The organism is Enterobacter sp. E12 (assembly GCF_014596715.2).
Taxonomy (GTDB): Bacteria; Pseudomonadota; Gammaproteobacteria; order Enterobacterales; family Enterobacteriaceae; genus Enterobacter; species Enterobacter bugandensis.
Map to the genome: position 1 here is coordinate 3,147,374 of NZ_CP115601.1, position 24,175 is coordinate 3,171,548.

Below are 24,175 nucleotides of genomic sequence, written 5' to 3' on the forward strand. Positions count from 1 at the left end.
GGCATTTAATGGTTCATTAACAGCTGCGCTTCACCGTATAATTGTTCCGTTAACAACAGGAGCACATGATGAAGGCAACCAAACTCGCCATTATTACCCTTTTTGTCCTGATGGCCGTAAGCGGTATCGGCGGCGTGATGCTTGCAGGATACTCGTTTATCGTTCGTGGCGGTGTCGGCTGAGGTATAGCGCCAGCCGCTCAAAAAGGCGATCGACGACGATGGCCGCCAGCGCGACCAGTACCGCCCCCTGCACAATATAAGCCGTATTAAACCCGCTTAAGCCGATGATGATCGGCGTTCCCAGCGTATTGGCACCGACCGTAGACGCAATGGTCGCCGTCCCGATGTTAATGATCACCGACGTGCGGATCCCGGCAATAATAACCGGTGCCGCAAGCGGCAGTTCTATCTTGCGCAGCCGCTGCCAGCGGCTCATCCCCATCCCTTCCGCCACGCTTAAAACAGACGCCGGGACCGCCGCAACGCCCGCCAGCGTGCCCTGCAGAACGGGCAACACGCCGTACAGAATCAGCGCAATAATCGCGGGCTGCTGACCAAAACCCATAACCGGCACCGCTATCGCCAGCACCGCCACCGGCGGAAACGTCTGTCCAATGGCCGCAACCGTCTCCACCAGCGGACGAAACTCCCGGCCCGCAGGTCGCGTGACCGCGATGCCCGCCCCTACTCCCAGCACCACCGCGATGACGCTTGAGAGCGCCACCAGACAGAGATGCGCCAGGGCAAGGTTAATAAAGCTCTCCTGCTGATACACCGGCCGCGGTAGCCCCGGAAAAAGAGTGTTAAACAGCGCCGCGCTGTGAGGCATCAGAAACAGTAAGGCGACAAAGAGCGCTACCAGCCAGAGGAGCGGATCACGCAGTGCCTTCACGCGTCACCTCCCCGGCCAGCAGATCGCGAAAATGCAGGCTGCCGCACGGCGCACCCCGGACATCCGCCACGGGCAGGACTTCGCACCGGCGCGCGACAAACGCGGAGAGGGCATCACGCAGGCTCATCTGCTCCTGTAGCGGTTCCCCGCCGGGCGGTGCATTCTCACGGCGCATATAGTCTCCGACCGTCCGCAGGGAGAGCAGCCTGACGCCCAGCTCGCTGCGGCCAAAAAACTCGCGTACAAAGTCATTCTTCGGGCTGGTCAGCAGCGCAAGCGGCGCGCCCTGCTGCACCACCTCGCCGTGGTCCATCAGCACCAGATGGTCGGCCAGGCGCAGGGCTTCATCTATATCGTGCGTCACGAGGACGATGGTTCGACCAAGAATGCGGTGAATGCGGGTCATCTCCGTTTGCAGCGCCCCGCGCGTAACGGGATCCAGCGCGCCAAAGGGTTCATCCATCAGCAGCACCTGCGGGTTAGCCGCCAGCGCGCGCGCCACGCCCACGCGCTGCTGTTGTCCACCGGAGAGCTGGTGAGGATAGCGGTTGCGCAACGCGGGCTCCAGCCCCAGCAGAGACATCAGTTCATCAACGCGGTCAGCGATTTTAGCCCGCGACCATTTCTCCAGCTGCAGCACGGTGGCGATGTTCTGTGCCACCGTCCAGTGCGGAAACAGGCCGATAGACTGAATGGCATAGCCCATTCGGCGGCGCAGCTCCAGCACCGGCAGGCTGCGGATCTCTTCCCCGGCAAAGCGAATTAACCCGCTGTCATGCTCCACCAGCCGGTTGATCATCTTCAGCGTGGTGGATTTTCCCGAGCCCGAAGTGCCAATCAGCACGGAAAATGCCCCCTCGGCAAAGTTCAGGTTCAGATGGCTTGCCGCCGGGCGGCCGGCAAAGGTTTTACTCACATCATGAAATTCAATCATTGGCTCTTCTCCTGAGCAGCGCGAGCCATAAGGCAAACAGGGCGTCGACGACAACCGCCAGCGCAATGGTAGGGACTACGCCTAACAACACCAGATCGAGGGCGCTGCTCAGCAGCCCCTGGAACACCAGCGCGCCAAAGCCGCCCGCTCCAATCAGCGCGGCAATCACCGCCATGCCAACGGTCTGAACCGCTACCACCCGCAGGCTGCGCAGCAGCAGGGGCAGCGCCAGCGGGAGCTGTATCTTCCAGAAACACTGTCGCGCGCTCATCCCCATCGCATGGGCGCTTTCCAGCACATCCGGCGCAACCTGGCTTAAGCCGGCGACTACGCCGCGCACCAGCGGGAGCAGCGCGTACAGCACCAGCGCAATCAGCGCGGGTGTTAACCCCGTTCCGGCGATACCCACCGCGCCCAGCGCGGGAAACGACTTCACCAGCCCGGCCAGGGGGGCAATCAGCAGGCCAAACAGCGCAACGGAGGGAATGGTCTGGATGACGTTGAGCACGGCAAAGATGCTACCCTGACGTGAGGGATGACGATAACACCACATGCCGAGCGGTATCCCGATCAGCAGCGCCGGGATCAGCGTGCCGAAAAGGATCGTCAGATGTTGCGCCAGAGCATCATCAAATACCTCCTGACGATTGGCGTACTCTTTTAACAGCGAGAGGTTGTTCAGTTCACCGCTGAACAATAACAGCAGCGGAATAGACCATATCTGTGCATTAAGCACCCAGCGCCAGACAGAACTGGCGATGAGACGACGAATCGCATCGCTGCTGGCCAGTAAACACAAAGCCAGCCAGAGCCACAGGCCGCTGCCTGGCGTGGTTCTCGCCAGCGGACTTTCCGCCGAGGCCATATGCGTTGCCGCCAGCCCCGCGCTCCAGAACAGCGCGATAAAGAGACCTTCCGAGAGCAGCAGCGTTAGCCACTGCGCCGTTCGCCCTTGCCAGAGCGACAGTCCAACCCACGCGGCCAGCGCAGCCGCCAGCCACCACGGCGTGAACGACCATACGTCCCAGAGAGCACGCCCTTCCCCCGACATCAGGCGGTTAGGCGCGACGTTCACAAACGGTAACGCGACCGCCGCGATGGCCACGCAGGCCAACAGCAGCAGTACGCGGTTATGACATTTTATTGGCACAGCCCTTTCCCGTTACTTCACAAGCCCTTGTTGTTTCAGGAAGTCGGCGGCCACTTTTTTGGCATCCAGTCCCTCGACGGCAATGCTGGCATTCAGCTGTTGCAGCGTTTTTTCATCCAGCTTTTCGAAGACCGGTTTGAGCCATTCAGCAATATCCGGGTAGGCTTTCAGTACCGCCTCACGCACAACCGGGGTTGGAGCGTAGATCGGCTGAACGCCTTTTGGATCGGTCAGGGTTTGCAGGCCCAGCGCCGCGACCGGGCCGTCGGTGCCGTAGGCCATCGCCGCGTTAACGCCGGAGGTTTGCTGCGCCGCCGCCTTAATGGTTACCGCCGTATCTCCGCCCGCCAGCGAGAGCAGTTGTGCCTGGTCGAGCTTGAAGTCGTAGGCTTTTTCAAACGCCGGCAGCGCGTCAGGACGCTCGATAAACTCCGCGGACGCCGCGAGCTTGAAGTCGCCCTTCTCTTTCAGGTAGCGGCTGAGATCCGCAAGCGAGGTGAGCTTCCCTTTCTCCGCCACGTCCTTACGCACGGCGATAGTCCAGGTATTGTTGGCCGGGGCCGGGGTCAGCCAGACCAGCTTGTTCTGTTCCGCGTCGAGTTTTTTGACTTTTTCATAGCCAGCTTTGGCGTTTTTCCATGCTGGATCGTTCTCTTCTTTAAAGAAGAACGCGCCGTTGCCGGTATATTCAGGATAGATATCCAGCTCGCCGGAGGTAATCGCGCCGCGCACGACGGGCGTGGTGCCCAGTTGAACTTTATTGACGGTTTTCACGCCGTGGCTTTCCAGCACCTGGAGAATAATATTCCCGAGCAGCGCGCCCTCGGTATCGATCTTTGAGCCCACTTTTACCGGCTCCGCCGCCTGTAACGGCAGGCTTAGCGCCGCGAGTAGCGCCGCAGAAACTACCATCCCCGATTTAATCGTCATTCCACTATCCTCATTTTTTTTGCTGCCTTTTTCAGAGGCTTGAGAGAAAAGCGTAGCTTAAAACGGCGGATTTACCCGGCAAAATGCCTTTTTAGCATAAGGTAAGACGCATCCCCCGATGGACGGGGGATGCAAAGGAGGGAAAGGTTACAGCAGCTCGAACTCGCCTTTATTTACGCGGGCGGAATCCACCCCGATAAAGACGTTAAACTTGCCCGGTTCCGCATCATATTTCATCTGCTGGTTCCAGAACTTGAGCGCATCCACGTCAATCGGGAAGCTGATGGTTTTGGTTTCGCCAGGCTTGAGATTGACCTTCTCAAAGCCGCGCAGCTGCTTCACAGGACGGCTCATCGAGGCGGTGACATCCTGCACGTACATCTGAATCACCGTTGCCCCTTCACGCTTGCCGGTGTTGGTCACCTCGACGCTGGCGGTGACCTTGCCGTCACGCTTCAGGCTCGGCGCCGACATTTTCACCTCAGAAACCTTGAAGGTGGTGTAGCTCAGGCCATAACCAAACGGGTAGAGCGGGCCGTTAGCTTCGTCAAAGTAACGAGACGTGTATTTGTTCGGCTTGTCGGCGTTGTACGGGCGGCCGGTATTCAGGTGGCTATAGTAAACCGGGATCTGCCCGACGGAGCGCGGGAAGGACATCGGCAGCTTGCCCGACGGGTTGTAATCGCCAAACAATACGTCGGCGATGGCGTTACCGCCTTCGGTGCCGGCGAACCAGGTTTCCAGAATGGCGTCAGCCTGCTGGTCCTCTTTCACCAGCGCCAGCGGACGACCGTTCATCAGCACCAGCACCAGCGGCTTGCCGGTCGCTTTCAGGGCGGCGATCAGATCGCGCTGGCTCTGCGGGATGGTAATGTCGGTACGGCTGGAAGCTTCGTGCGCCATACCCTGCGCTTCCCCCACGACCGCGACAACGACGTCAGACTGCTTCGCCGCGTTGACCGCTTCGTCGATCATCTCCTTCGGCGTGCGCGGATCGACCTTCACCGCTTCCTCGTACTGGTTGAGGAAGGTGACGATGTCTTTATCGTCGGTGACGTTCGCCCCTTTGGCGTACACCACTTTGGCGTTTTCACCGACGGCGCTCTTGATGCCGGTCAGGACGGTAACGGACTGATCGGCCACGCCCGCAGCAGACCAGCTCCCCATCACGTCGCGCTTGCTGTCAGCCAGCGGGCCGACCACAGCAATAGTGCCGGATTTTTTCAGCGGCAGCGTGTCGAGGCGGTTCTTCAGCAGCACCAGGCTTTCGCGCGCCACTTCACGCGCTTCTTTGCGGTGCAGGCGGCTTTCGGCATTGGTATCCGCCGGGTCAGAATCTTTCGGCCCCAGGTGGCTGTACGGATCGTTAAACAGCCCCATGTCATATTTCACGTTCAGCACGTGGCGCGCGGCATCGTCCAGCTCCGCCATCGTTACCTTGCCGCTCTTCACCAGCCCCGGCAGGTATTTGCTGTAGTACTCGTCGCTCATGCTCATGTTGATGCCGGACTTGAGCGCCACGCGCACCGCGTCTTCCGGATCGGACGCCGTGCCGTGCTTGATCAGCTCTTTAATCGCGCCGTGGTCGGAAACAGTGATGCCCTTAAAGCCCCACTGGTCGCGCAGCACGTCTTTCAGCAGCCAGGAATCGGAGGTCGCAGGCGTGCCGTTCAGCGAGTTCAGCGCCACCATCACCGCGCCGCTGCCCGCATCCAGCCCTGCCTTGTACGGCGGCATGTAGTCGTTAAACAGGCGCTGTGGGCTCATGTCGACGGTGTTGTACTCTTTACCGCCTTCCACGGCGCCGTAGGCCGCGAAGTGTTTAACGCTGGTCATCACCGAGTAGCGGTCCGCCGGGCTCTTGCCCTGCATCGCTTCCACCATGGTTTTGCCCATCGTGGCCGTTAAATAGGTATCTTCACCGAAGCCTTCCGAGGCGCGGCCCCAGCGCGGATCGCGCGAGACGTCCACCATCGGTGCCCAGGTCATGTTCAGGCCGTCGTCCGCCGCTTCATAGGCCGACACGCGCCCGACGGTTTTCACCGCGTCGAGGTTAAACGAGGAGGCTAAGCCGAGGCTGATCGGGAAGACGGTACGCTGGCCGTGCACCACGTCATAGGCAAAGAACAACGGGATTTTCAGACGGCTGAGCTGCATCACCTGATCCTGCATGGCGCGGATATCCTGGCGGGTGACGGTGTTAAAAATCGCGCCCACCTGGTTCTCTTTGATCATCTCGCGGATGGCCTCTTTCGGGTTATCCGGGCCAACGCTGATCAGACGCAGCTGGCCGATTTTTTCATCGACCGTCATCTTCTTAAGCAACTCCGTGACAAACGCGTCGCGGGCTTCAGGCGTGAGCGGGTGATTACCAAACAAATCCTCTGCCAGCGCAGGTTGCAGCGCCAGGCTGACGGCGACACCTACAGAACATAGCCATTTCATGTTGTTATTCTCTCTCATCAATAACCGTGGGAAGCACCCGGCCAGACCGTGCGAAAAGCGCAGTGTGCCATAAACCCTCTGAACGTTGCAGGGTTATTCTCTGATTTTTCTCGTGAATACTCGACCGCTGAACAGTTAATCGCGCTATGCTTTACAGCGAGAAATTTGCCCCACCACAAGGAGTGGAAGATGACTTCTGTTCGAACTGACGATAACAAAACATTTATTAACGAACTGTCGCGCCTGGTTGGCTCCTCTCACCTGCTTACCGACCCAGCCAAAACCGCCCGCTACCGTAAGGGTTTCCGCTCCGGCCAGGGCGACGCGCTGGCGGTGGTCTTCCCCGGCACGCTGCTGGAGCTGTGGCGCGTGCTGAGCGCCTGCGTTGCGGCGGACAAAATTATTTTAATGCAGGCGGCCAACACCGGCCTGACCGAAGGTTCCACGCCGAACGGCAACGATTACGATCGCGATATCGTGATTATCAGCACCCTGCGCCTCGACAAGCTGCACCTGCTGGACAAAGGCGAGCAGGTGCTCGCGTTCCCGGGCACCACGCTCTACTCGCTGGAAAAAGCGCTTAAGCCGCTGGGCCGCGAGCCGCACTCGGTGATCGGCTCCTCCTGCATTGGCGCCTCGGTGGTCGGTGGGATCTGCAATAACTCCGGCGGTTCGCTGGTCCAGCGCGGCCCGGCCTACACCGAAATGTCACTTTTTGCCCGCATTGATGAAAACGGCAAGCTGACGCTGGTGAACCACCTGGGCATCGATCTGGGCGTGACACCGGAACAGATCCTCAGCAAGCTCGACGACGACCGCGTGAGGGACGAAGACGTGCAGCACGATGGTCGCCACGCGCACGACCACGATTACATCACCCGCGTACGCGATATCGAGGCCGATACCCCGGCGCGCTACAACGCCGATCCGGATCGCCTGTTTGAATCGTCCGGCTGCGCGGGCAAGCTGGCCGTTTTTGCGGTGCGTCTCGACACCTTCCCGGCAGAGAAAAAGCAGCAAGTATTTTACATCGGCACCAATCAGCCTGAGGTCCTGACCGAAATTCGTCGCCATATTCTGGGCGAATTCACCCACCTGCCGGTGGCGGGCGAGTACATGCATCGGGATATTTACGACATCGCGGAGCGCTACGGGAAAGACACCTTCCTGATGATCGATAAGCTTGGCACCGACAAAATGCCGTTCTTCTTCACCATGAAGGGACGCACCGACGCGATGCTGGAGAAAGTGTCGCTGTTCAAGCCCCACTTTACCGACCGCTTTATGCAGAAGCTGGGCAACGTTTTCCCTGCGCATCTGCCGGAGCGAATGAAAACCTGGCGTGATAAGTACGAACATCACCTGCTGCTGAAAATGGCCGGGGACGGGATCGCCGAAGCGCAGAGCTGGCTGACCGAGTTCTTCAGGACGGCTGAGGGTGATTTCTTTGCCTGCACGCCGGAAGAAGGCAGCAAAGCCTTCCTGCATCGCTTCGCCGCGGCGGGTGCCGCTATCCGTTACCAGGCGGTGCATTCCGAAGAGGTGGAAGATATTCTGGCGCTGGATATCGCCCTGCGACGCAACGACACCGAATGGTTTGAGCATCTGCCGCCGGAGATCGACAGCAAGCTGGTGCATAAGCTCTATTACGGCCACTTTATGTGCTACGTCTTCCATCAGGACTACATCGTCAAAAAAGGGGTCGATGCTCATGAACTGAAGGAGCAGATGCTCGCCCTGCTGCGCGAGCGTGGCGCACAATATCCTGCGGAACACAACGTCGGGCATCTTTATAAAGCCCCTGACGCCCTTAAGCAGTTTTATCGCGAGAATGACCCTACAAACAGCATGAATCCCGGCATAGGGAAAACAACGCGGAAGAAATACTGGAAAGAGAGTGCAGACGCGGAGCAGCGCATAACGAAAGCGTCTGATTAAACCCTACAGCCAAATTTGAGAGATTGTTTCGCGCGCCTTAATCGTAATAGAGTAGCGGTCTGTCGCCGGAGAAATGTTTCTCCGGCATTCTATAACGAGGAGCAGGCGCATCATGTCGGCTGTTGATGTTTTATCCGAAACCGAACTGGAAGTGCGTGACGCCCTTCCCGATGATGTGCATGCCATCGCCGCCATCTATGCCTGGCATGTGCTTCACGGACGCGCGTCATTCGAAGAAGTCCCCCCCACCATCGACGAAATGCGTCAGCGCATGAAAAGCGTGGCCGAGAACGGTTTACCGTGGCTCATCGCGCTCTATCGCGGCATCGTGGTGGGCTATTGTTACGCCACCCCTTACCGACCGCGTCAGGCCTATCGCTATACCCTGGAAGAGTCGATTTACGTGGATGCCAGCATCACCGGACGCGGTTTTGGCACTGCATTAATGAACGCGCTGATCGCGCGCTGCGAGCAGGGCCCGTGGCGGCAGATGATTGCCGTTGTCGGAGATGGTAATAATAATTCCGGCTCGTTACGGCTGCATAAAAAACACGGCTTTGAGATTGTCGGTCAGCTTCGCAGCGTGGGGTATAAGAAAGGCGACTGGCGGGATACGGTGATAATGCAGCGCCCGCTCAACGATGGGGACTGGACGCTGCCGGAATAAACGTAAAACGGTAACCTGGGTTACCGTTTTTAGTGTTTTCTCCCTCTCCCGTGGGAGAGGGTCGGGGTGAGGGCATCAACGCGCAGAGGGGAATTAATCGTTTTGCGCCGTCGCCATCTGCTCCGCTTTCTGCTTTTTATAGGTCAATGCCGCAGCCGGAACGGGCTGCACTTTCCCGGTCTCAATCCAGGTCCGCAGGCGGCTCGCATCCGCGAAGTGGGTATATTTCCCGAAGGCATCCATCACCACCAGCGCCACCGGCTTACCGTTAAACACGGTGCGCATCACCAGGCAGTGGCCTGCCGCATTGGTAAACCCGGTTTTGGTTAACTGAATATTCCAGTTCTCGCGGTACACCAGATGGTTCGTGTTGCGAAACGGCAGTGTGTAAGACGGATTCGAGAATGTCGCCATGTCCTCACGCGTGGTGCTGAGCTGGCCGAGCAGCGGGTACTGCTTGCTGGCAATCAGCAGTTTCGTCAGATCGCGGGCCGTGGAGACGTTGTTAATCGACAGACCCGTCGGTTCAACAAAATGAGTATTGCTCATCCCCAGCGCTTTGGCTTTGGCGTTCATCGCGCGGATAAAGGCATCGTAACCGCCAGGATAGTGGTGCGCCAGACTTGCCGCCGCACGGTTTTCGGACGACATCAGCGCCAGCAGCAGCATATTTTTACGGCTGATTTCACTGTTCAGGCGCACGCGAGAGTAGATCCCTTTCATCTCCGGCGTGTGGCTGATATCCACTTTCAGCTTTTCGTCCAGCGGCAGGCGAGCATCAAGCACCACCATCGCGGTCATTAATTTGGTTATTGAGGCGATCGGGCGCACCAGGTCCGGGTGGCTGGCGTAAATCACCTTATTGGTGTTGAGATCAACAATCATCGCGCTGCCGGACGCAATTTGCGGCTGGGCAGCAGCGGTGGTCACCGCGGGCGTATTGGCGACAGCTGGCACGGCAGCGGACGCGCCCAGCAGCAGCGCCAGGCTAAGTAAGGAGACACGAAATTTCAGCATGGTGAGACTTCTGATAATTATTCACGCACGTAATGACGTACACCGCCTGCGTCGACGGATAAACACAGGCTGGCTTCGGCATCATAGCGGTCACCGTGCTTTGTCGCCAGCGGATAATCGTGAACAGATGCTGCATTGCTGGCGTAAATGCCAGCAATGCAGTGAGCTTAGAAGAGACGGTATCCATAACCCCAAAGAATAACTGTCAGTGCCAGTAACACCTCCAGAACCAGCACCCCGATGGCAAGCGTGGAGCCGGAGAAGCTCAGGCCCTCTTCTTTATTGATATTCAGGAAGGTTGGAACGCCCAGATACAGCAGATAACCGGTGTAAAAGAGCGCAACAGTACCGATCAGCGCGCACAGCCAGACCAGTGGATAGAGCGCAACAATACCGCTTAAGAACAGCGGGGTCGCGACGTATCCGGCGAAGACCATACAGTGTGCCAGCGATGGGCGCTGCGGGTAGTTACGCGCCATCCAGTGAATGACGCGCCCCATGACCGCCACCCCTGCCAGCATCAGGCCATAAAAGAGAATGGCCAGATAAAGCCCGGTAAACCAGGAGAGCTGAACCACGGTACCGTCACCGAAGTTCCAGCCGATTTGTGTTGTGCCAATAAACGCGCATATTACCGGCACCGCGGCCATCAGCAGCACGTGGTGGGTGTAATGATGCGAGACCGTTTCGTTCTCACTTTTGATGACATGCATTTCACGATCGGGATGGGAGAAAAGTCCCCAGACATGGTTCATAGCGCCCCCTTGTTGTCGGCCCGTCAGCGATACCTTAAGTATAATGCAGGCTTTAGATTATTTTATGTACAGTGGGAAATTTCCGTTGATTGCCGCGCGGTTGATTCATGAGGTATATGATTAAACGAGGTACGCAGAGGGAGATAACCGTTACGTAATGGATATTAACGCACTCATTGAACAATATGGATACGCCGCGCTGGTCATCGGCAGCGTGGCGGAAGGTGAAACCATCACGCTGCTGGGCGGCGTCGCCGCGCATCAGGGCTTACTGAAGTTTCCGCTGGTCGTCGCTGCGGTCGCGCTGGGCGGCATGATTGGCGATCAGCTGCTCTACTTCCTGGGGCTGCGCTTTGGCCCGACGCTGCTCAAGCGTTTCGTTAAACACAAAAAGAAAATCAACCGCGCGCAGCGCCTGATCCAGCGTCACCCTTATCTGTTCGTCATAGGTACCCGCTTTATGTACGGCTTCAGGATTATCGGGCCAATACTGATTGGTGCCAGCCGCCTGCCGCCAAAAATTTTCCTGCCGCTGAATATTGTTGGCGCGATAGCCTGGGCGCTGATCTTCACGACGCTTGGTTACGTGGGTGGCGAGGTGATTGGCCCGTGGCTGCATAACCTTAACCAGCACCTGAAGCACTGGGCGTGGTTGATTCTGGTGGTTGTGGCGGTGATTGGGGTCAGGCTGTGGATGCGGCACAGAGAGAAGAAGCGGGATGAGGAGTGAGTCAGCCTGGTGCCCCTCACCCCTTTGGGGAGAGGGATACATTGAGGGGAAACCTGTTACCCTTCCGGCTTAAACTGCGGGTTCGCCAGCATAAAGCCCCCGTCGACGATAAACGATTGCCCTGTGGTATAGCTGGCGTCGCTGTCACACAGCCACGCCACCAGGCTGGCGATTTCTTTGGTGTGGCCCGGCCTTGCCAGCGGAATTTCCGGCATTGACCCTTCCTTCACTTCGCTGTCGTCCATATCGTTCATCGGCGTGGCAATGGCCCCCGGCGCGACGGCGTTCACCAGAATCTTGTGCTTCACCAGCTCCATCGCCATCGATTTGGTTAAGCCGCCGAGCGCATGTTTCGCAGCCGTGTAAGCGCTGGCATCAGGCAGCGGCGTGTGCTCATGCACCGAGGTGATGTTCACAATCCGCCCCCCTTCCCCCTGCTTCACCATCTGCCGTGCCGCAATCTGCGAGCAGAGAAACGCGCCGTCCACGTCGACGGTAAAAATGTTCCGCCAGTCGTCAAACGCCATCTCAAGAAATGGCGCTTTGGTCATCGCTCCGGCATTGTTAACCAGCACGTCCAGCCGGCCGAAACGCGCAATCAGCGTTTCAATGGCTTCAGCGCCGTCCGGGAGCGTGCTTAAATCAAGATGGATAGCCTCTGCGCGCTGCCCACGCGCTTCAACTTCACGGCAGGTTTCCATCGCCCCTTTTTCATCCGAATGCCAGGTGACGCCAATATCAAACCCGCGCTCTGCCAGCATCAGCGCCGTGGTTTTACCGATCCCGGAATCCGATGCGGTTACAATCGCTACTCTGTTCATACTCACCTCCTGAAAATGTGCAAAGAGGTAAGTATAGATAATCACCCTTTTTAGCCGTGATGATAGCCACCGCCCAGCGCGGACGTCAGCTGTAGCGTGGCATCCACGTACTGCCCTTTCAGGGTCAGTGCAGCGATATGTTCCTTGAGTGCCGGAATTTTGGCCTCGCTGACGCGGGAACCGGCAATAATCCCGACGCTAAAGCGCGCCTGTGCCAGTGCCACCACGCGCGCGGCATCTTTCTCGACCTGCTGCTGTTGCTGATTTTTTGCGGTCAGGGTTTCAACTTCGCTGGCCGTGCGCGCCACCTGATTAACGGCATCGACCACCGCTTTGTTGTAGTTCGCCACCGACAGATTGTTCTGCGCCTGGGCAATATCCAGATTCGCATTCAGCCTGCCGCTGTCGAAGATCGGCAGCGTCAGCCCGGCGGTGACGCCCATTTGCTGGGCGGAGGAACGGAACAGATCGCTCAGATGCAGGGCATCCTGCTGCAAGAATGCCATCAGATTCACGTCGGGATAGAAGGCGGCTTTGGCGGCATCCACTTCGCTCAGGGAAGCTTCAATGTACCAGTGCGCCTCCTGCAGATCCGGGCGGCGAGCCAGCAGCTCGTATCCCAGCGTGGTAGGCAACGCCGCTTCTGCTGCCGGTAAAGCATGGCGAGTCAGTTTCATTGAGGAGGTATTAGTCAGGGCCTGCAGACGTGCCTCAACGGCTTTCATTTTGCCTTTTACCCCGGCAAGCTGCTCTTCGGTTTTACTGGCATTGATATCGGTTTCGACACCTTCTACCGAAGATGTGATCCCGTGCTGATACAGCTCGCGGTCGGCACCGATGATATTTTCCTGCTCGTGTTTAATCTGTGCGAGAACGTCCCCCACCGCGGCCTGGGTCTGCCACTCCCAGTAAAGCCGCGCGACGCTGCTGGCCAACAGCTGACGCGTCTGCTCCATCTCAGCTTTCTGGGCGTTGACCTTGCCGATACGGGCTTCAACCTGCGCGCGGTTTTTTCCCCACAAATCGAGATCCCAGCCCGCTGTCAGGCCAAAGGTACCGTTGGTATACCACGGCCCGGTGGTGCCCGCGGCCGGATCGGTAATGGCGAAGGGCCCCATCAGCCCTTCCGCAGACATCTTCTGCCGCTCCGCATCGGCGGAAAAATCCATCTGAGGGCCGTCTGCCGCCAGGGTGGCTTTCGCCTGCGCTTCCGCGAGCGTAATACGCTGTCGGGCGATTTGCATATCCGGCGCATCATTTAGCGCCTTCGCGATCAGAGAATTAAGCTGCGGATCGTTATAGTCTTTCCACCATTCGTTTTTCGGCCAGTTGGTTCGACTTAGCTGTGTATTTACCGACGCCGCAGTGGCTTGCGTTTTAATCGGCGACACGCTGGCATGTTCCGGCGCGCAGGCAGCCAGCATTAAGACAAGAGGAGCACTCAGAGATAAAATAAGAGAACGTTTCATTACGCCATAACTCAAAAAATTAAAGGCGCAAATTACGCTTGATGCCATTCCGTTTTTTAGTAACGCGTGGCAATCCGCAAATTGTCATACATTTTCATATTCGGCAATTTATTCCTAACCCCAATGAATAAATTCAACATATCCATTCCAATTATGAATTGGCTGCTACACTTATTCAGTGTCATACACGGGCAGGAGAAGGGAATGAAAATATTACTGTGGGTTATTTTAATTATATTTTTGATAGGGCTGTTAGTGGTTACCGGCGTATTCAAAATGATTTTCTGATTTATTTGCCCGGCACTGCGCCGGGCGACGTTATTCCTTTCAGGCTTTCAGCGATGCCCCCTTCGTGGCAATCACCTCTTTATACCAGTAAAAACTCTTTTTGCGGCTGCGGGCCAGAGTGCCTTTACCGCTGTCATCGCGGTCCACATAAATAAAGCCGTAGCGCTTGGACAGTTCCGCTTTGGAGGCGCTGACCAGGTCGATGGGCCCCCAGCTGGTGTATCCCATTACCTCAACGCCGTCGTCAATCGCCTCGCGCACCTGCACCAGGTGGTCGTTAAGGTAGCTGATGCGGTAATCATCCTGCACCACGCCGTCGGCGTCCGGTTTGTCCTTCGCGCCGAGGCCGTTCTCGACGATAAACAGCGGCTTCTGATAACGATCCCAGAGCACGTTCAGCAGCGTACGCAGGCCAACCGGATCGATCTGCCAGCCCCACTCTGAGCTTGCCAGATGCGGGTTTGGCACCATGCTCAGGATGTTGCCCCGCGCCTGCTGGTTCAACTCGTCATCGGTCGTCACGCAGCCGGTCATGTAATAGCTGAACGAGATAAAATCGACGGTGGATTTCAGCGCCTCGCGGTCGGCGTCGGTGATATCAATCTCAATTTCGCTGTCGCGGAAGAAGCGCAGCATATACCCCGGGTACGCCCCGCGGCACTGCACGTCGCCAAAGAACTGCCAGGCGCGGTTCTCCTGTAGCGCCTCCAGCACGTCTTCTGGCCTGCAGGTCAGCGGGTACATCAGGCCGCCCAGCAGCATGTTGCCAATTTTTGCATCCGGGATAATCTCGTGGCAGGCTTTCACCGCCAGCGCGCTGGCCAACAGCTGATGGTGGATCGCCTGATACACTTCCCCTTTGCTGCTGGTTTCCGGCAGGCCCACGCCAGTCATCGGCGCATGCAGGGACATGTTGATTTCGTTGAAGGTCAGCCACAGCTTCACCTTCTCCCTGTAGCGCGCAAAGACGGTGCGGGCGTAGCGCTCAAAGAAGCCGATAGTCTGACGACTGCCCCAGCCGCCGTACTGTTTCACCAGCCCCCACGGCATTTCGTAATGCGACAGCGTTACCAGCGGCGTGATGTCGTGCGCGGCCAGTTCGTCAAACAACCTGTCGTAAAACGCCAGACCCGCTTCGTTTGGCGTCTGCTCGTCGCCGTTCGGGAAGATACGCGTCCAGGCAATGGAGACGCGCAGGCAGCTAAAGCCCATTTCGGCAAAGAGTTTGATGTCTTCCGGGTAGCGGTGATAGAAATCTATCGCCACATCTTTAATCCCGCTGTCGCCCGCCATGCGCTCCACCACCGGGCCAAAGACCCCCTGCGGCTGGACGTCTGAGGTGGAAAGCCCTTTGCCATCCTCCAGATATGCGCCTTCTACCTGGTTCGCGGCAACCGCGCCGCCCCATAAAAAATCATCCGGGAAAGTTTTCATCACGTTCTCCTGTTATTGATGGCTTACGCTGAGCAGCGGTGCACCGGCGTTGACGGACGTTGCCGCCACGGTCGCCACCGCGCGATACTCGTCGCTGTTACTGATAATGATCGGCGTCGCCAGGTCGTATCCGGCATCGATAATCGCCTGACGATCAAACTCCAGCAGCAGGTCGCCCGGCTGCACCCTGTCGCCCACCTTCACATGGGCGGTAAACGGTTTACCATCGAGCTTCACGGTGTCGATCCCCACGTGGATTAACACTTCAATGCCGCTGTCGCTGAGCAGGCCGATGGCGTGTTTGGTCTGGAAAAGAGAGGCAACAACGCCCGCAAACGGGGCAACCACCCTGTTGTCGGAGGGAATGATGGCGGCACCGCTGCCCAGCAGGCCGCTGGCAAAGGTGGTATCAGGCACCTGATCGAGCGCCAGCACGGTACCGGTCATCGGTGCCAGCACATCGTTTTCACCCGCTGGCGCAACCGCCTCGGGCGCTGAGCGTGCTGGCATGCCCGCCACCAGCGTCAGGACGCAGCCCAGCACCAGCGCCACGACGGTGCCGATAATGCCGCCCCACAGGGTGGCGTCTACGCCGCCCGGCGGGATCATCTGGGCGATGGTAAAAATATTGGCAAAGCCGAACGAATAGACATGAGTGTCGCTAAAGCCGACTATCGCGCCGCCGACGGCACCCGCGACGCAGCCAAAGATAAACGGACGGCGCAGCGGCAGGTTAACCCCGTACACGGCCGGTTCGGTGATGCCAAAAATCCCCGCCGTCACGGACGAACCGGCCAGCATTTTCTGGCGCGCGTCGCGGGTGCGCAGGAAAATCCCCAGCGCCGCGCCCACCTGGCCAAACACCGCCGGGAGCAGCATCGGCAGCATGGAGTCATGGCCCAGCACCGCCAGGTTGTTAATCATCAGCGGCACCAGCCCCCAGTGCAGGCCGAAGATCACGCAGACCTGCCACAGCGCCCCCATCGCCGCGCCCGCCAGCCACGGTGCCAGGACATAAACCCACTGGTAGCCGTTGGCCAGCATCTGGCTGAGCCAGGTCGCCAGCGGGCCAATGACCAGGAAGGTCAGCGGCACGGTCACGCCTAAGCAAATCAGCGGCGCGAAGAAGTTCTTCATCGAGGACGGCAGCAGCCTGGTGCTCTGTTTTTCCAGCCAGCAGCTTACCCACGCGGCGAGAATGATCGGGATCACCGACGAGCTGTAGTTAAACCATGTGATCGGTATACCAAGAAACGCATCGGTAAACGCCCCCGGCTGCTGGCTGGCATTGAACGCGGCGATCATCATCGGGTGCGTGAGGGCCCCGCCGATCACCATCGTAATAAACGGGTTGCCGCCAAATTTTTTCCCCGCGGTATAGCCCAGCACCAGCGGGAAGAAGAAGAACAGCGCGTCGCTCGCGGCGAACCAGATTTTATAGGTGCCGCTTTCAGGAGTGAGCCAGCCACAGACCACCGCCAGCGCCAGCAGACCTTTCAGAATACCGGAGGCCGCCAGAATGCCGATAAACGGAGTGAAAATTCCGGAGACGATGTCGATCAGGCGGCCCAGCAGGTTGCCCTTCTCGCCCTTCTCCTCCACGGCCGGCGCGTCGTCGGTGAGCCCGGCCTCGCTACGTACCGCCTGCCAGACGTCGTGTACGTGGTTACCAATCACCACCTGGAACTGGCCGCCGCTTTCGACCACCATAATCACGCCCGGGTTTTTCTTCAGCCCTTCGGCGTCCGCTTTCTGGTTATCTTTCAGTTTAAAGCGAAGCCGGGTCGCACAGTGGACAAGGCTGACAATGTTCTCTTTTCCGCCAACGTGGCCGAGAATATCCTTTGCTAACGCCTGGTATTCCATCTCGATTTCCTTACATCCGATGCCCGCAGGCACCTGTTGACTGAGTATAAAAATAAAAAAACCCGAGAACGTCCTCCTTGCGGAGGCCGCGCCCAGGTTTTGCCTGCGTTATGCAGTAACAATCCAGATTTGAGGCTTAGCGCCCCTCTTTTCTCACCCGTTCAATATGAATGGCGAGGAACATAATTTCTTCGGTCGTCAGCTCGCGCTGATAGCTTTTGTTCAGGTGCTGCGCGATTTTCTCGGCGCATTTCCACGCTTTCGCGTAGTTGTCCTTTACCGCGGTATGCAGCGAGACGTCGTCATCGTCCACCACGGTGCGGGTCAGCATCCGCTGGGCAAAAAACTTCAGATGCGTGACAAAACGCTGATAGCTGAGCGACTCTTCGTCGTACTCCAGCTGTAGCTGATACTTCACCAGCTGCAGGATCTCCTGCATCACTCTTGTCACGTGCATCACTTCCGGCATTTCGCTGTTCAACTGCGCGGTGACCAGATGCAGCGCGATAAACCCTGCTTCGTCCTCAGCCAGCTCGACGTTCAGGCGTTTGGCGATAATGGCCCTCGCCTCCTGCCCCAGCTCAAACTCCTTCGGATAGAGGCGCTTGATGTCCCACAGCAGCACGTTTTTAATCGCCAGCCCTTTCTTCTGGCGCTCAATCGCGAAGTAGCAGTGGTCGGTCAGGGTGATGTACAAACTTTCCTGCAATTTCCCCAGCCGTTGCGCCGCCAGCCCAATGATGCGGTCGCAGGTGGTCATCACCTCCAGCGGGATCTGGCTCAGCAGTTCACCGAGACGCTGCACCAGCTCATCGCTCTGTAACGCAAACACCTTTTCAATCAGCGCGGTATCCAGCGCTTCACCCACGCGCCTCTGAAAGGCCAGCCCGCGGCCCATCACCACCTGTTCGCGCCCGCGCTCATCCTGAACAACCACCACGTTATTATTGAGTATCTTGGCGATTTTCATCGGAACCCCAGAAACAAAAAAACCTGACCTCCGGCAGAAGCCAGAAAATCAGGTTTTGCCTGCCGAAGCAGTAACAATCCAGTTCTGGCACTCTATCAGTTTCATTCGTAGCCTCAATGCGTCACGGGTAAAAAACGTGACGCAGATCGACATTGCTAGAACGTCACGACGGTTTTCAGCTCCGTCACCCAGGCATCCTGCGTCCGGGATACGCCGCCCGGATGGTGCCAGTACTGAATGCCCGGCTGCAGCTCCAGCCACGACACCGGACGGAAGCGATAGTAAAACTCACCGTTCAGGGAGTGGCCCGGTACCGGATGGTACGCCGGATCGTTATAGTCCGACACGCCGCTCAGGCTGTTCATATAGCGCTGGTTGCGGGCGTACTGGCTGCTCATATCAATCCAGGTCAGCCCGAAGCCAATCCAGTCTTCCGGGCGAGCGTCAAACAGCCCGCGATAGCGCAGCGAGGCGGCGTAGACCTGATGCATGTAATTGCTGCGCTGATCCGCAAGGCTCATGCTGACCGAGGTGCTCAACCCGCGATTCGGATCGTCCTTGTGCTGCGTGATCTGCTGGTTAAGCCCGGCGTACATAAACCAGGTACGGTTATGCTTCTCGTAACCGTCCGGATCGGTGGCGCCCGCTCCGCCCGATGCACCGCTATAGAGATCGGTTTGCGGCGCGTTGGTAAACACCACGCCGAGGTTATAGGCGCCCGGCAGGCCGTTAATCAGCGGACGCGCTTCGATTTCGACCGGGAGCAAGATTCCTTTGCTGCCCTTCGTCGACCAGCTCCACGCGTGGCTGCGGCTGGAGGCGTCCGGGTTTTGCTCCATCACGCCGCCTTTTAAGGTGACGGTTGGCGTGAGCTTATACTCCAGCGTGGTGCCCCAGGTGTGAACGTTCCAGTTGTTCCAGGTCAGCGAGTTGGCCGATTTCCCACCGCACTGGGAGAGCATCTGGAAGTCGCACGGGATGATTTGATCGAAGGTCTGCACCTTGTTCATCATGCCGATACGCCAGGTGAGGCGTCGGTCGTCAAAGCTGCGGGCAAACGTCAGCCAGCCCAGACGGGTTATGGATTGCCCGCCCCAGCTTTCCTGGGTCAAATCGTTGAAGTTCACGCGCGGATCCTGCACGCGTTTAGTGGTGAGGTCGTCATTGTGGTTGCGGTTGACGATATTCCCCTCAATACGCGCACCCGGGATGCCCGTCCAGCGCGCCAGATCCTGGTTAAAGGTCAGCGCGAACTGGTCAATATAGGCCACGTGGGAGTCGTGGTTATATCCGCCGCCGCCGTTCCAGCCAATTTCATTGAGGTATCCGAGGTTATAGGTAAAACCGTTATCGTTAAGGATTTTGCGTATGCCGAGCATTTCGCCCAGAACAGGCTCCGGCGGGGCTTCAAACCCTAATACCGTTCCATTCCACTCCTGCGCCACTGTTAAAGGCGATATCATCAATAAAGCGAGGGCACAAAGATTATATTTATTTGTCATAATAGCAACCTGTAGCTGAGTATTAATGCGTAACCGTTCGCAGGAAATTTGTTATTTCCCGTCGTATTTTGATTATTCGTTCCAGCAAAAAGCGTTAGGCCAAATGGCCCTCCTTCGTGAATGACAGGCAAAAAAAAACCTAAGCGCTCCACAGCGGTTAATGCTGTGAAACGCTTAGGTTTTGCCTGTTAACCAGTAACAATCCTGCGTTGAAAACAGTGGCACCTTAACATCGTCGCGCCACCTTGAAAACCTGCATCGTTTTATATTTTAAAAAAGTGTGAGCAAATTAACGCTTATTATTTTGACTGGATGACACGCGCAATATCGGCAGAAATTTGTAAGGTGCGGATCTCCTGAAATAAATCCAACGCTTCGCTGTACTCTTTGCGTAAATAACTGAGCCACTGTTTGATGCGCGCGACGTGATACAAACCGGTGTCGCCCTGCTTTTCCAGACGGCTGTATTTTTGCAGCAGCGTCACCACGTCTGCCCACGGCATCCGCGGCTCGTTATATTTCACCACCCGGCTGAGGTTCGGCACGTTCAGCGCGCCGCGGCCAATCATCACCGCATCGCAGCCGGTGGCTTTCAGGCACGCCTGCGCGCTCTCGTAGTCCCAGATTTCACCGTTGGCGATAACCGGAATGCTGAGGCGTTTGCGGATCTCGCCAATCGCCTGCCAGTTAATGCGGTCCGCTTTATAGCCATCTTCTTTAGTACGTCCGTGCACCACCAGCTCGGTGGCCCCGGCCTGCTGCACCGCATCGGCAATTTCAAACTGTCGGGCGTCGCTGTCCCACCCCAGGCGCACCTTAACCGTCACCGGCAAATGCGAGGGCACGGCCTCACGCATGGCTTTCGCGCCGCGGTAAATCAGCTCAGGATCTTTCAGCAACGTCGCCCCGCCGCCGCTGCCGTTTACCAGCTTCGACGGGCAGCCGCAGTTGAGATCCACCCCGTAAGAGCCAAGCGCTACCGCGCGGGCGGCATTTTCCGCCAGCCATTCAGGATACTGACCGAGCAGCTGAATACGCACCAGCGTGCCGGAAGGGGTCCGGCTCTGGCGATGCAGTTCAGGGCAGAGACGATAGAATGACTTTTCTGGCAGCAACATATCGACCACGCGCAGGAACTCCGTCACGCAGAGATCGTAGTCGTTCACCTCGGTAAGCAGCTCGCGCACGAGAGAGTCGAGCACGCCTTCCATTGGGGCCAGTAAAACACGCATAACAGTACCTGTGAAAAAAGACGCGCTATAGTATCTGCTCTGTTTGTGTGTGGAAAGCCCGACGTTCCAATTCGGAATGTCTGGTATGCTCAAAATTCATGATGTGATCCGTGGCACATTTTCGGGTTTAATTGTATGATGAATGCGTTTCATCAAGGACTTTCACCATGAGCAAATCATTGAACATTATCTGGCAATATCTGCGCGCATTCGTCCTGATTTACGCCTGCCTGTATGCCGGCATTTTCATCGCGTCGCTGCTGCCTATCACCATTCCCGGCAGCATTATCGGTATGCTGATCCTCTTCGTTTTACTGGCGCTGCAAATTCTGCCTGCAAAGTGGGTCAACCCAGGCTGCTTCGTCCTCATTCGCTATATGGCGCTGCTTTTCGTGCCTATCGGCGTGGGCGTCATGCAGTATTTTGATTTGCTCAAAGCCCAGTTTGGCCCGATTGTGGTCTCCTGCGCGGTCAGCACGCTGGTGGTTTTCCTGGTGGTGAGCTGGAGTTCTCATCTGGTACATGGAGAACGTAACGTGGTCGGGGAGAAAACAAAAAAATGATGGCTAATATCTGGTGGTCACTGCCGTTAACCCTGCTGGTATTCTTCGCCGCGCGCAAGCTTGCCGCACGATTTAAAATGCCCTTGCTGAACCCCCTGCTGGTGGCGATGGTGGTGATTATTCCGTTCCTGCTGCTCACCGGCATTCCTTACGAACGCTACTTTGCCGGCAGCAAAATCTTAAACGACCTTCTGCAGCCCGCCGTTGTCGCGCTTGCCTTTCCTTTATATGAGCAGCTGCACCAGATCCGTGCACGGTGGAAGTCCATCATTACTATCTGTTTTGTGGGAAGCCTGGTGGCGATGATCACTGGCACGTCGGTGGCGCTGTTGATGGGGGCCTCCCCGCAAATTGCCGCCTCTATCCTGCCTAAATCAGTGACCACGCCTATCGCGATGGCGGTAGGCGGCAGCCTCGGCGGTATTCCGGCCATCAGCGCGATGTGCGTGATTTTCGTCGGTATTCTCGGCGCGGTGTTTGGCCACACCCTGCTGAACGGGATGCGTATTCACACCAAAGCGGCGCGCGGGCTGTCGATGGGCACCGCCTCGCACGCGCTGGGTACCGCTCGCTGCGCGGAGCTGGACTATCAGGAAGGGGCGTTTAGCTCGCTTGCGCTGGTGATCTGCGGGATTATCACCTCCCTGCTCGCCCCGTTCATTTTCCCGCTGATTCTGGCGGCGATGGGCTAAAATTTGCGATGCGTCGCGCAAATTTCAGTTTGATTTCATAAGTTGCATACATAATGAGATTTGGATCACATATAAAGGCCTTGCGGCTCCGTAAACTACCGATCCATTAACCTTTATGAGGCAAACGCCATGCACCCACGTTTTCAAGCTGCCTTCGCTCAGCTTGCAGAGAATTTGCAGTCAGCCCTGGATCCCGTTCTGGCAGATGCACATTTCCCCGCCCTGCTGACGGCGGAGCAGGTCACGGTGCTTAAACAGGCAACCGGGCTGGATGAAGACGCGCTGGCTTTCGCACTGCTGCCCCTGGCTGCCGCCTGCGCGCGGGCCGATCTTTCCCACTTCAACGTCGGCGCCATCGCGCGCGGCGTCAGCGGAACCTGGTACTTCGGCGGGAACATGGAGTTCCTCGGCGCAACCATGCAGCAGACCGTTCACGCCGAGCAGAGCGCCATCAGCCACGCCTGGCTGCGCGGTGAGAAAGCCCTGAGCGCCATCACCGTAAACTACACTCCGTGCGGCCACTGCCGCCAGTTTATGAACGAGCTGAACAGCGGGCTGCAGCTGCGCATTAACCTGCCGGGCCGCGCGCCGCACACGCTGGGGGACTACCTGCCTGACGCCTTCGGCCCGAAAGATCTTGAGATTAAAACGCTGCTGATGGACGAGCAGGATCACGGTTTCGCCCTGTCCGGCGATGACCTGAACCAGGCGGCCATACGCGCGGCGAACAAGAGCCACACCCCCTACAGCAACTCACCGAGCGGCGTGGCACTGCAGTGCCGCGATGGCCGTATCTTCACCGGCAGCTATGCGGAAAACGCCGCGTTTAACCCAACGCTGCCGCCGCTGCAGGGCGCACTCAACCTGCTGAGCCTGAACGGCTACGATTATCCGGACATTCAGCGTGCCATTCTGGCCGAAAAAGCCGATGCGCCGCTGATTCAGTGGGATGCCACCGCCGCAACGCTCAAGGCGTTAGGCTGCACGACGATCGACCGCGTCCTGCTGGCGTAAACCTTCCGGCGGACAGAAATGTCCGCCACGTTGCTGAAAAACCCCTCAGTTGAGTCGCTGTTTCTTGCGCTAACCTGGCGGGTAAAGTAGCCTGAGTTAAATTTCATCCACGAACGAGCCATCTTCATGTTAAAGCGCGTTTTTTACAGCCTGTCTGTCCTGGTCGGCATACTGCTGTTTATCGTGCTGGGTCTCGACCGCTGGATGAGCTGGAAAACGGCCCCCTACATCTTTGATGACCTGCAGGACCTGCCCTATCGTCAGGTGGGCGTGGTGCTCGGCACCGCCAAGTATTACCGCACCGGCGTTATCAACCAGTATTACCGCTACCGCATTCAGGGCGCGCTGAACGCCTACAACAGCGGCAAGGTGAACTACCTGCTGCTGAGCGGCGATAACGCGCTGCAAAGCTATAACGAGCCGGTGACGATGCGGAAGGATTTGATTGCCGCAGGCGTCGATCCGGCCGATATCGTGCTCGACTACGCCGGGTTCCGCACCCTGGACTCCATCGTGCGCACGCGCAAAGTCTTCGATACCAACGATTTCATCATCATCACCCAGCGCTTCCACTGCGAGCGCGCGCTGTTTATCGCCCTGCACATGGGCATTCAGGCCCAGTGCTACGCGGTGCCGTCGCCAAAAGATATGCTGAGCGTGCGCGTCCGCGAGTTTGGTGCCCGCTTTGGTGCCCTGGCCGATCTGTATATCTTCAAACGCGAACCGCGCTTTTTAGGCCCGCTGGTGCCCATTCCGGCGATGCATGAGGTGCCGGAAGACGCGCAGGGTTACCCGGCGGTGACGCCAGAGCAGCTGCTGGATATGCAGAAAAAAGAGAAAAAGTAGGCCTGCCTTTATACTTTC

21 protein-coding genes and 1 pseudogene are annotated in these 24,175 nt (G+C 57.7%); 8 read left to right on the forward strand and 14 right to left on the reverse strand.

From position 1 onward, the window contains the following. Window positions 1-68 precede the first annotated feature (68 nt). Window positions 69-182, forward strand: a complete 114-nt coding sequence (locus IB212_RS14990) for a protein YohO (protein ID WP_008500895.1) — start codon at window positions 69-71, stop codon at window positions 180-182. Here IB212_RS14990 and IB212_RS14995 read toward each other — a convergent pair. From IB212_RS14995 to bglX, 5 genes are all read right to left on the reverse strand, one after another. Beyond that, window positions 157-894, reverse strand: a complete 738-nt coding sequence (locus tag IB212_RS14995) for an ABC transporter permease (protein ID WP_041909052.1) — start codon at window positions 892-894, stop codon at window positions 157-159. The two genes, IB212_RS14990 and IB212_RS14995, sit on opposite strands and share 26 nt — an antisense overlap. Next, complete coding sequence (locus IB212_RS15000) at window positions 878-1,828, reverse strand: ABC transporter ATP-binding protein (RefSeq protein WP_041909050.1); 951 nt, start codon at window positions 1,826-1,828, stop codon at window positions 878-880. The genes IB212_RS14995 and IB212_RS15000 overlap by 17 nt, the downstream gene beginning before the upstream one ends. Next, window positions 1,821-2,978, reverse strand: coding sequence for an ABC transporter permease (locus tag IB212_RS15005; protein WP_045629855.1), 1,158 nt, complete (start codon window positions 2,976-2,978; stop codon window positions 1,821-1,823). Before IB212_RS15005 ends, IB212_RS15000 begins: the two co-directional genes overlap by 8 nt. Window positions 2,979-2,990: 12 nt before the next feature. Continuing rightward, on the reverse strand, window positions 2,991-3,908 hold the full coding sequence (locus IB212_RS15010; RefSeq protein WP_041909045.1) for an ABC transporter substrate-binding protein: 918 nt from the start codon (window positions 3,906-3,908) through the stop codon (window positions 2,991-2,993). A gap of 147 nt (window positions 3,909-4,055) precedes the next feature. Further along, on the reverse strand, window positions 4,056-6,353 hold the full coding sequence (bglX, locus tag IB212_RS15015) for a beta-glucosidase BglX (RefSeq protein WP_041909044.1): 2,298 nt from the start codon (window positions 6,351-6,353) through the stop codon (window positions 4,056-4,058). A 189-nt stretch (window positions 6,354-6,542) separates the two neighbouring features. On the opposite strand from bglX, the gene dld reads away from it, so the two are divergent. Beyond that, window positions 6,543-8,291: a D-lactate dehydrogenase gene (dld, locus tag IB212_RS15020; protein WP_188245677.1), complete on the forward strand. Its 1,749-nt coding sequence runs from the start codon at window positions 6,543-6,545 to the stop codon at window positions 8,289-8,291. Window positions 8,292-8,403: 112 nt separating this feature from the next. After that, window positions 8,404-8,958 (forward strand): GNAT family N-acetyltransferase, encoded by a 555-nt coding sequence (locus IB212_RS15025; RefSeq protein ID WP_028013845.1) that lies wholly within the window; start codon window positions 8,404-8,406, stop codon window positions 8,956-8,958. Between the two features lie 93 nt (window positions 8,959-9,051). Here the strand turns inward: IB212_RS15025 and pbpG are convergent, their stop codons facing one another. Both pbpG and IB212_RS15035 read right to left on the reverse strand, forming a co-directional pair. Next, entirely contained in the window at window positions 9,052-9,975 is a 924-nt protein-coding gene (gene pbpG / locus IB212_RS15030; RefSeq protein WP_188245678.1) for a D-alanyl-D-alanine endopeptidase, read from the reverse strand. Window positions 9,976-10,142: 167 nt separating this feature from the next. Then, window positions 10,143-10,730 carry a Yip1 family protein gene (locus IB212_RS15035; protein WP_028013847.1) on the reverse strand — a complete coding sequence of 196 codons (588 nt, stop codon included), beginning with the start codon at window positions 10,728-10,730 and terminating at the stop codon, window positions 10,143-10,145. A gap of 157 nt (window positions 10,731-10,887) precedes the next feature. Between IB212_RS15035 and IB212_RS15040 the strand changes: the two genes are divergently transcribed. Then, a complete protein-coding gene (locus IB212_RS15040; protein WP_188245679.1) occupies window positions 10,888-11,460 on the forward strand; it encodes a DedA family protein in 573 nt (190 codons plus the stop codon). 56 nt (window positions 11,461-11,516) lie between these two features. Here IB212_RS15040 and IB212_RS15045 read toward each other — a convergent pair whose 3' ends face one another. From IB212_RS15045 to dusC, 7 genes and pseudogenes are all read right to left on the reverse strand, one after another. Further along, window positions 11,517-12,281: an SDR family oxidoreductase gene (locus tag IB212_RS15045; RefSeq protein WP_045629858.1), complete on the reverse strand. Its 765-nt coding sequence runs from the start codon at window positions 12,279-12,281 to the stop codon at window positions 11,517-11,519. A gap of 50 nt (window positions 12,282-12,331) precedes the next feature. Beyond that, complete coding sequence (mdtQ, locus tag IB212_RS15050) at window positions 12,332-13,750, reverse strand: multidrug resistance outer membrane protein MdtQ (protein ID WP_047363102.1); 1,419 nt, start codon at window positions 13,748-13,750, stop codon at window positions 12,332-12,334. 327 nt (window positions 13,751-14,077) lie between these two features. Beyond that, window positions 14,078-15,472 (reverse strand): glycoside hydrolase family 1 protein, encoded by a 1,395-nt coding sequence (locus IB212_RS15055; RefSeq protein WP_188245680.1) that lies wholly within the window; start codon window positions 15,470-15,472, stop codon window positions 14,078-14,080. A 12-nt stretch (window positions 15,473-15,484) separates the two neighbouring features. After that, window positions 15,485-17,450, reverse strand: a pseudogene (gene bglF, locus IB212_RS15060) (PTS beta-glucoside transporter subunit IIABC). Between the two features lie 24 nt (window positions 17,451-17,474). Further along, window positions 17,475-18,308: a BglG family transcription antiterminator LicT gene (licT, locus tag IB212_RS15065; protein WP_041909031.1), complete on the reverse strand. Its 834-nt coding sequence runs from the start codon at window positions 18,306-18,308 to the stop codon at window positions 17,475-17,477. 155 nt (window positions 18,309-18,463) lie between these two features. Beyond that, on the reverse strand, window positions 18,464-19,771 hold the full coding sequence (locus tag IB212_RS15070; protein WP_223239604.1) for a carbohydrate porin: 1,308 nt from the start codon (window positions 19,769-19,771) through the stop codon (window positions 18,464-18,466). Between the two features lie 338 nt (window positions 19,772-20,109). Beyond that, window positions 20,110-21,042, reverse strand: coding sequence for a tRNA dihydrouridine(16) synthase DusC (dusC, locus tag IB212_RS15075; RefSeq protein WP_188245682.1), 933 nt, complete (start codon window positions 21,040-21,042; stop codon window positions 20,110-20,112). Between the two features lie 167 nt (window positions 21,043-21,209). On the opposite strand from dusC, the gene IB212_RS15080 reads away from it, so the two are divergent. The 4 genes from IB212_RS15080 to sanA all read left to right on the forward strand — a co-directional run bounded on the left by IB212_RS15080 (window position 21,210) and on the right by sanA (window position 24,157). Continuing rightward, on the forward strand, window positions 21,210-21,605 hold the full coding sequence (locus IB212_RS15080) for a CidA/LrgA family protein (protein WP_045629863.1): 396 nt from the start codon (window positions 21,210-21,212) through the stop codon (window positions 21,603-21,605). Continuing rightward, window positions 21,602-22,297, forward strand: a complete 696-nt coding sequence (locus IB212_RS15085) for a CidB/LrgB family autolysis modulator (RefSeq protein WP_188245683.1) — start codon at window positions 21,602-21,604, stop codon at window positions 22,295-22,297. The genes IB212_RS15080 and IB212_RS15085 overlap by 4 nt, the downstream gene beginning before the upstream one ends. A gap of 129 nt (window positions 22,298-22,426) precedes the next feature. After that, the gene (gene cdd / locus IB212_RS15090) at window positions 22,427-23,311 is read left to right on the forward strand and encodes a cytidine deaminase (protein WP_188245684.1); all 885 of its coding nucleotides are present in this window, start codon (window positions 22,427-22,429) and stop codon (window positions 23,309-23,311) included. A 126-nt stretch (window positions 23,312-23,437) separates the two neighbouring features. After that, a complete protein-coding gene (gene sanA / locus IB212_RS15095; RefSeq protein WP_028013857.1) occupies window positions 23,438-24,157 on the forward strand; it encodes an outer membrane permeability protein SanA in 720 nt (239 codons plus the stop codon). The last annotated feature ends 18 nt before the right edge of the window (window positions 24,158-24,175 follow it).

Bases quoted from the DNA above. Each gene is read 5' to 3' on its own strand.
- IB212_RS14990 (WP_008500895.1), top strand. From the start codon at position 69: ATGAAGGCAACCAAACTCGCCATTATTACCCTTTTTGTCCTGATGGCC.
- IB212_RS15000 (WP_041909050.1), bottom strand. From the start codon at position 1,828: ATGATTGAATTTCATGATGTGAGTAAAACCTTTGCCGGCCGCCCGGCG.
- IB212_RS15010 (WP_041909045.1), bottom strand. From the start codon at position 3,908: ATGACGATTAAATCGGGGATGGTAGTTTCTGCGGCGCTACTCGCGGCG.
- bglX (WP_041909044.1), bottom strand. From the start codon at position 6,353: ATGAAATGGCTATGTTCTGTAGGTGTCGCCGTCAGCCTGGCGCTGCAA.
- dld (WP_188245677.1), top strand. From the start codon at position 6,543: ATGACTTCTGTTCGAACTGACGATAACAAAACATTTATTAACGAACTG.
- IB212_RS15025 (WP_028013845.1), top strand. From the start codon at position 8,404: ATGTCGGCTGTTGATGTTTTATCCGAAACCGAACTGGAAGTGCGTGAC.
- pbpG (WP_188245678.1), bottom strand. From the start codon at position 9,975: ATGCTGAAATTTCGTGTCTCCTTACTTAGCCTGGCGCTGCTGCTGGGC.
- IB212_RS15035 (WP_028013847.1), bottom strand. From the start codon at position 10,730: ATGAACCATGTCTGGGGACTTTTCTCCCATCCCGATCGTGAAATGCAT.
- IB212_RS15040 (WP_188245679.1), top strand. From the start codon at position 10,888: ATGGATATTAACGCACTCATTGAACAATATGGATACGCCGCGCTGGTC.
- IB212_RS15045 (WP_045629858.1), bottom strand. From the start codon at position 12,281: ATGAACAGAGTAGCGATTGTAACCGCATCGGATTCCGGGATCGGTAAA.
- mdtQ (WP_047363102.1), bottom strand. From the start codon at position 13,750: ATGAAACGTTCTCTTATTTTATCTCTGAGTGCTCCTCTTGTCTTAATG.
- IB212_RS15055 (WP_188245680.1), bottom strand. From the start codon at position 15,472: ATGAAAACTTTCCCGGATGATTTTTTATGGGGCGGCGCGGTTGCCGCG.
- licT (WP_041909031.1), bottom strand. From the start codon at position 18,308: ATGAAAATCGCCAAGATACTCAATAATAACGTGGTGGTTGTTCAGGAT.
- IB212_RS15070 (WP_223239604.1), bottom strand. From the start codon at position 19,771: ATGATATCGCCTTTAACAGTGGCGCAGGAGTGGAATGGAACGGTATTA.
- dusC (WP_188245682.1), bottom strand. From the start codon at position 21,042: ATGCGTGTTTTACTGGCCCCAATGGAAGGCGTGCTCGACTCTCTCGTG.
- IB212_RS15080 (WP_045629863.1), top strand. From the start codon at position 21,210: ATGAGCAAATCATTGAACATTATCTGGCAATATCTGCGCGCATTCGTC.
- IB212_RS15085 (WP_188245683.1), top strand. From the start codon at position 21,602: ATGATGGCTAATATCTGGTGGTCACTGCCGTTAACCCTGCTGGTATTC.
- cdd (WP_188245684.1), top strand. From the start codon at position 22,427: ATGCACCCACGTTTTCAAGCTGCCTTCGCTCAGCTTGCAGAGAATTTG.
- sanA (WP_028013857.1), top strand. From the start codon at position 23,438: ATGTTAAAGCGCGTTTTTTACAGCCTGTCTGTCCTGGTCGGCATACTG.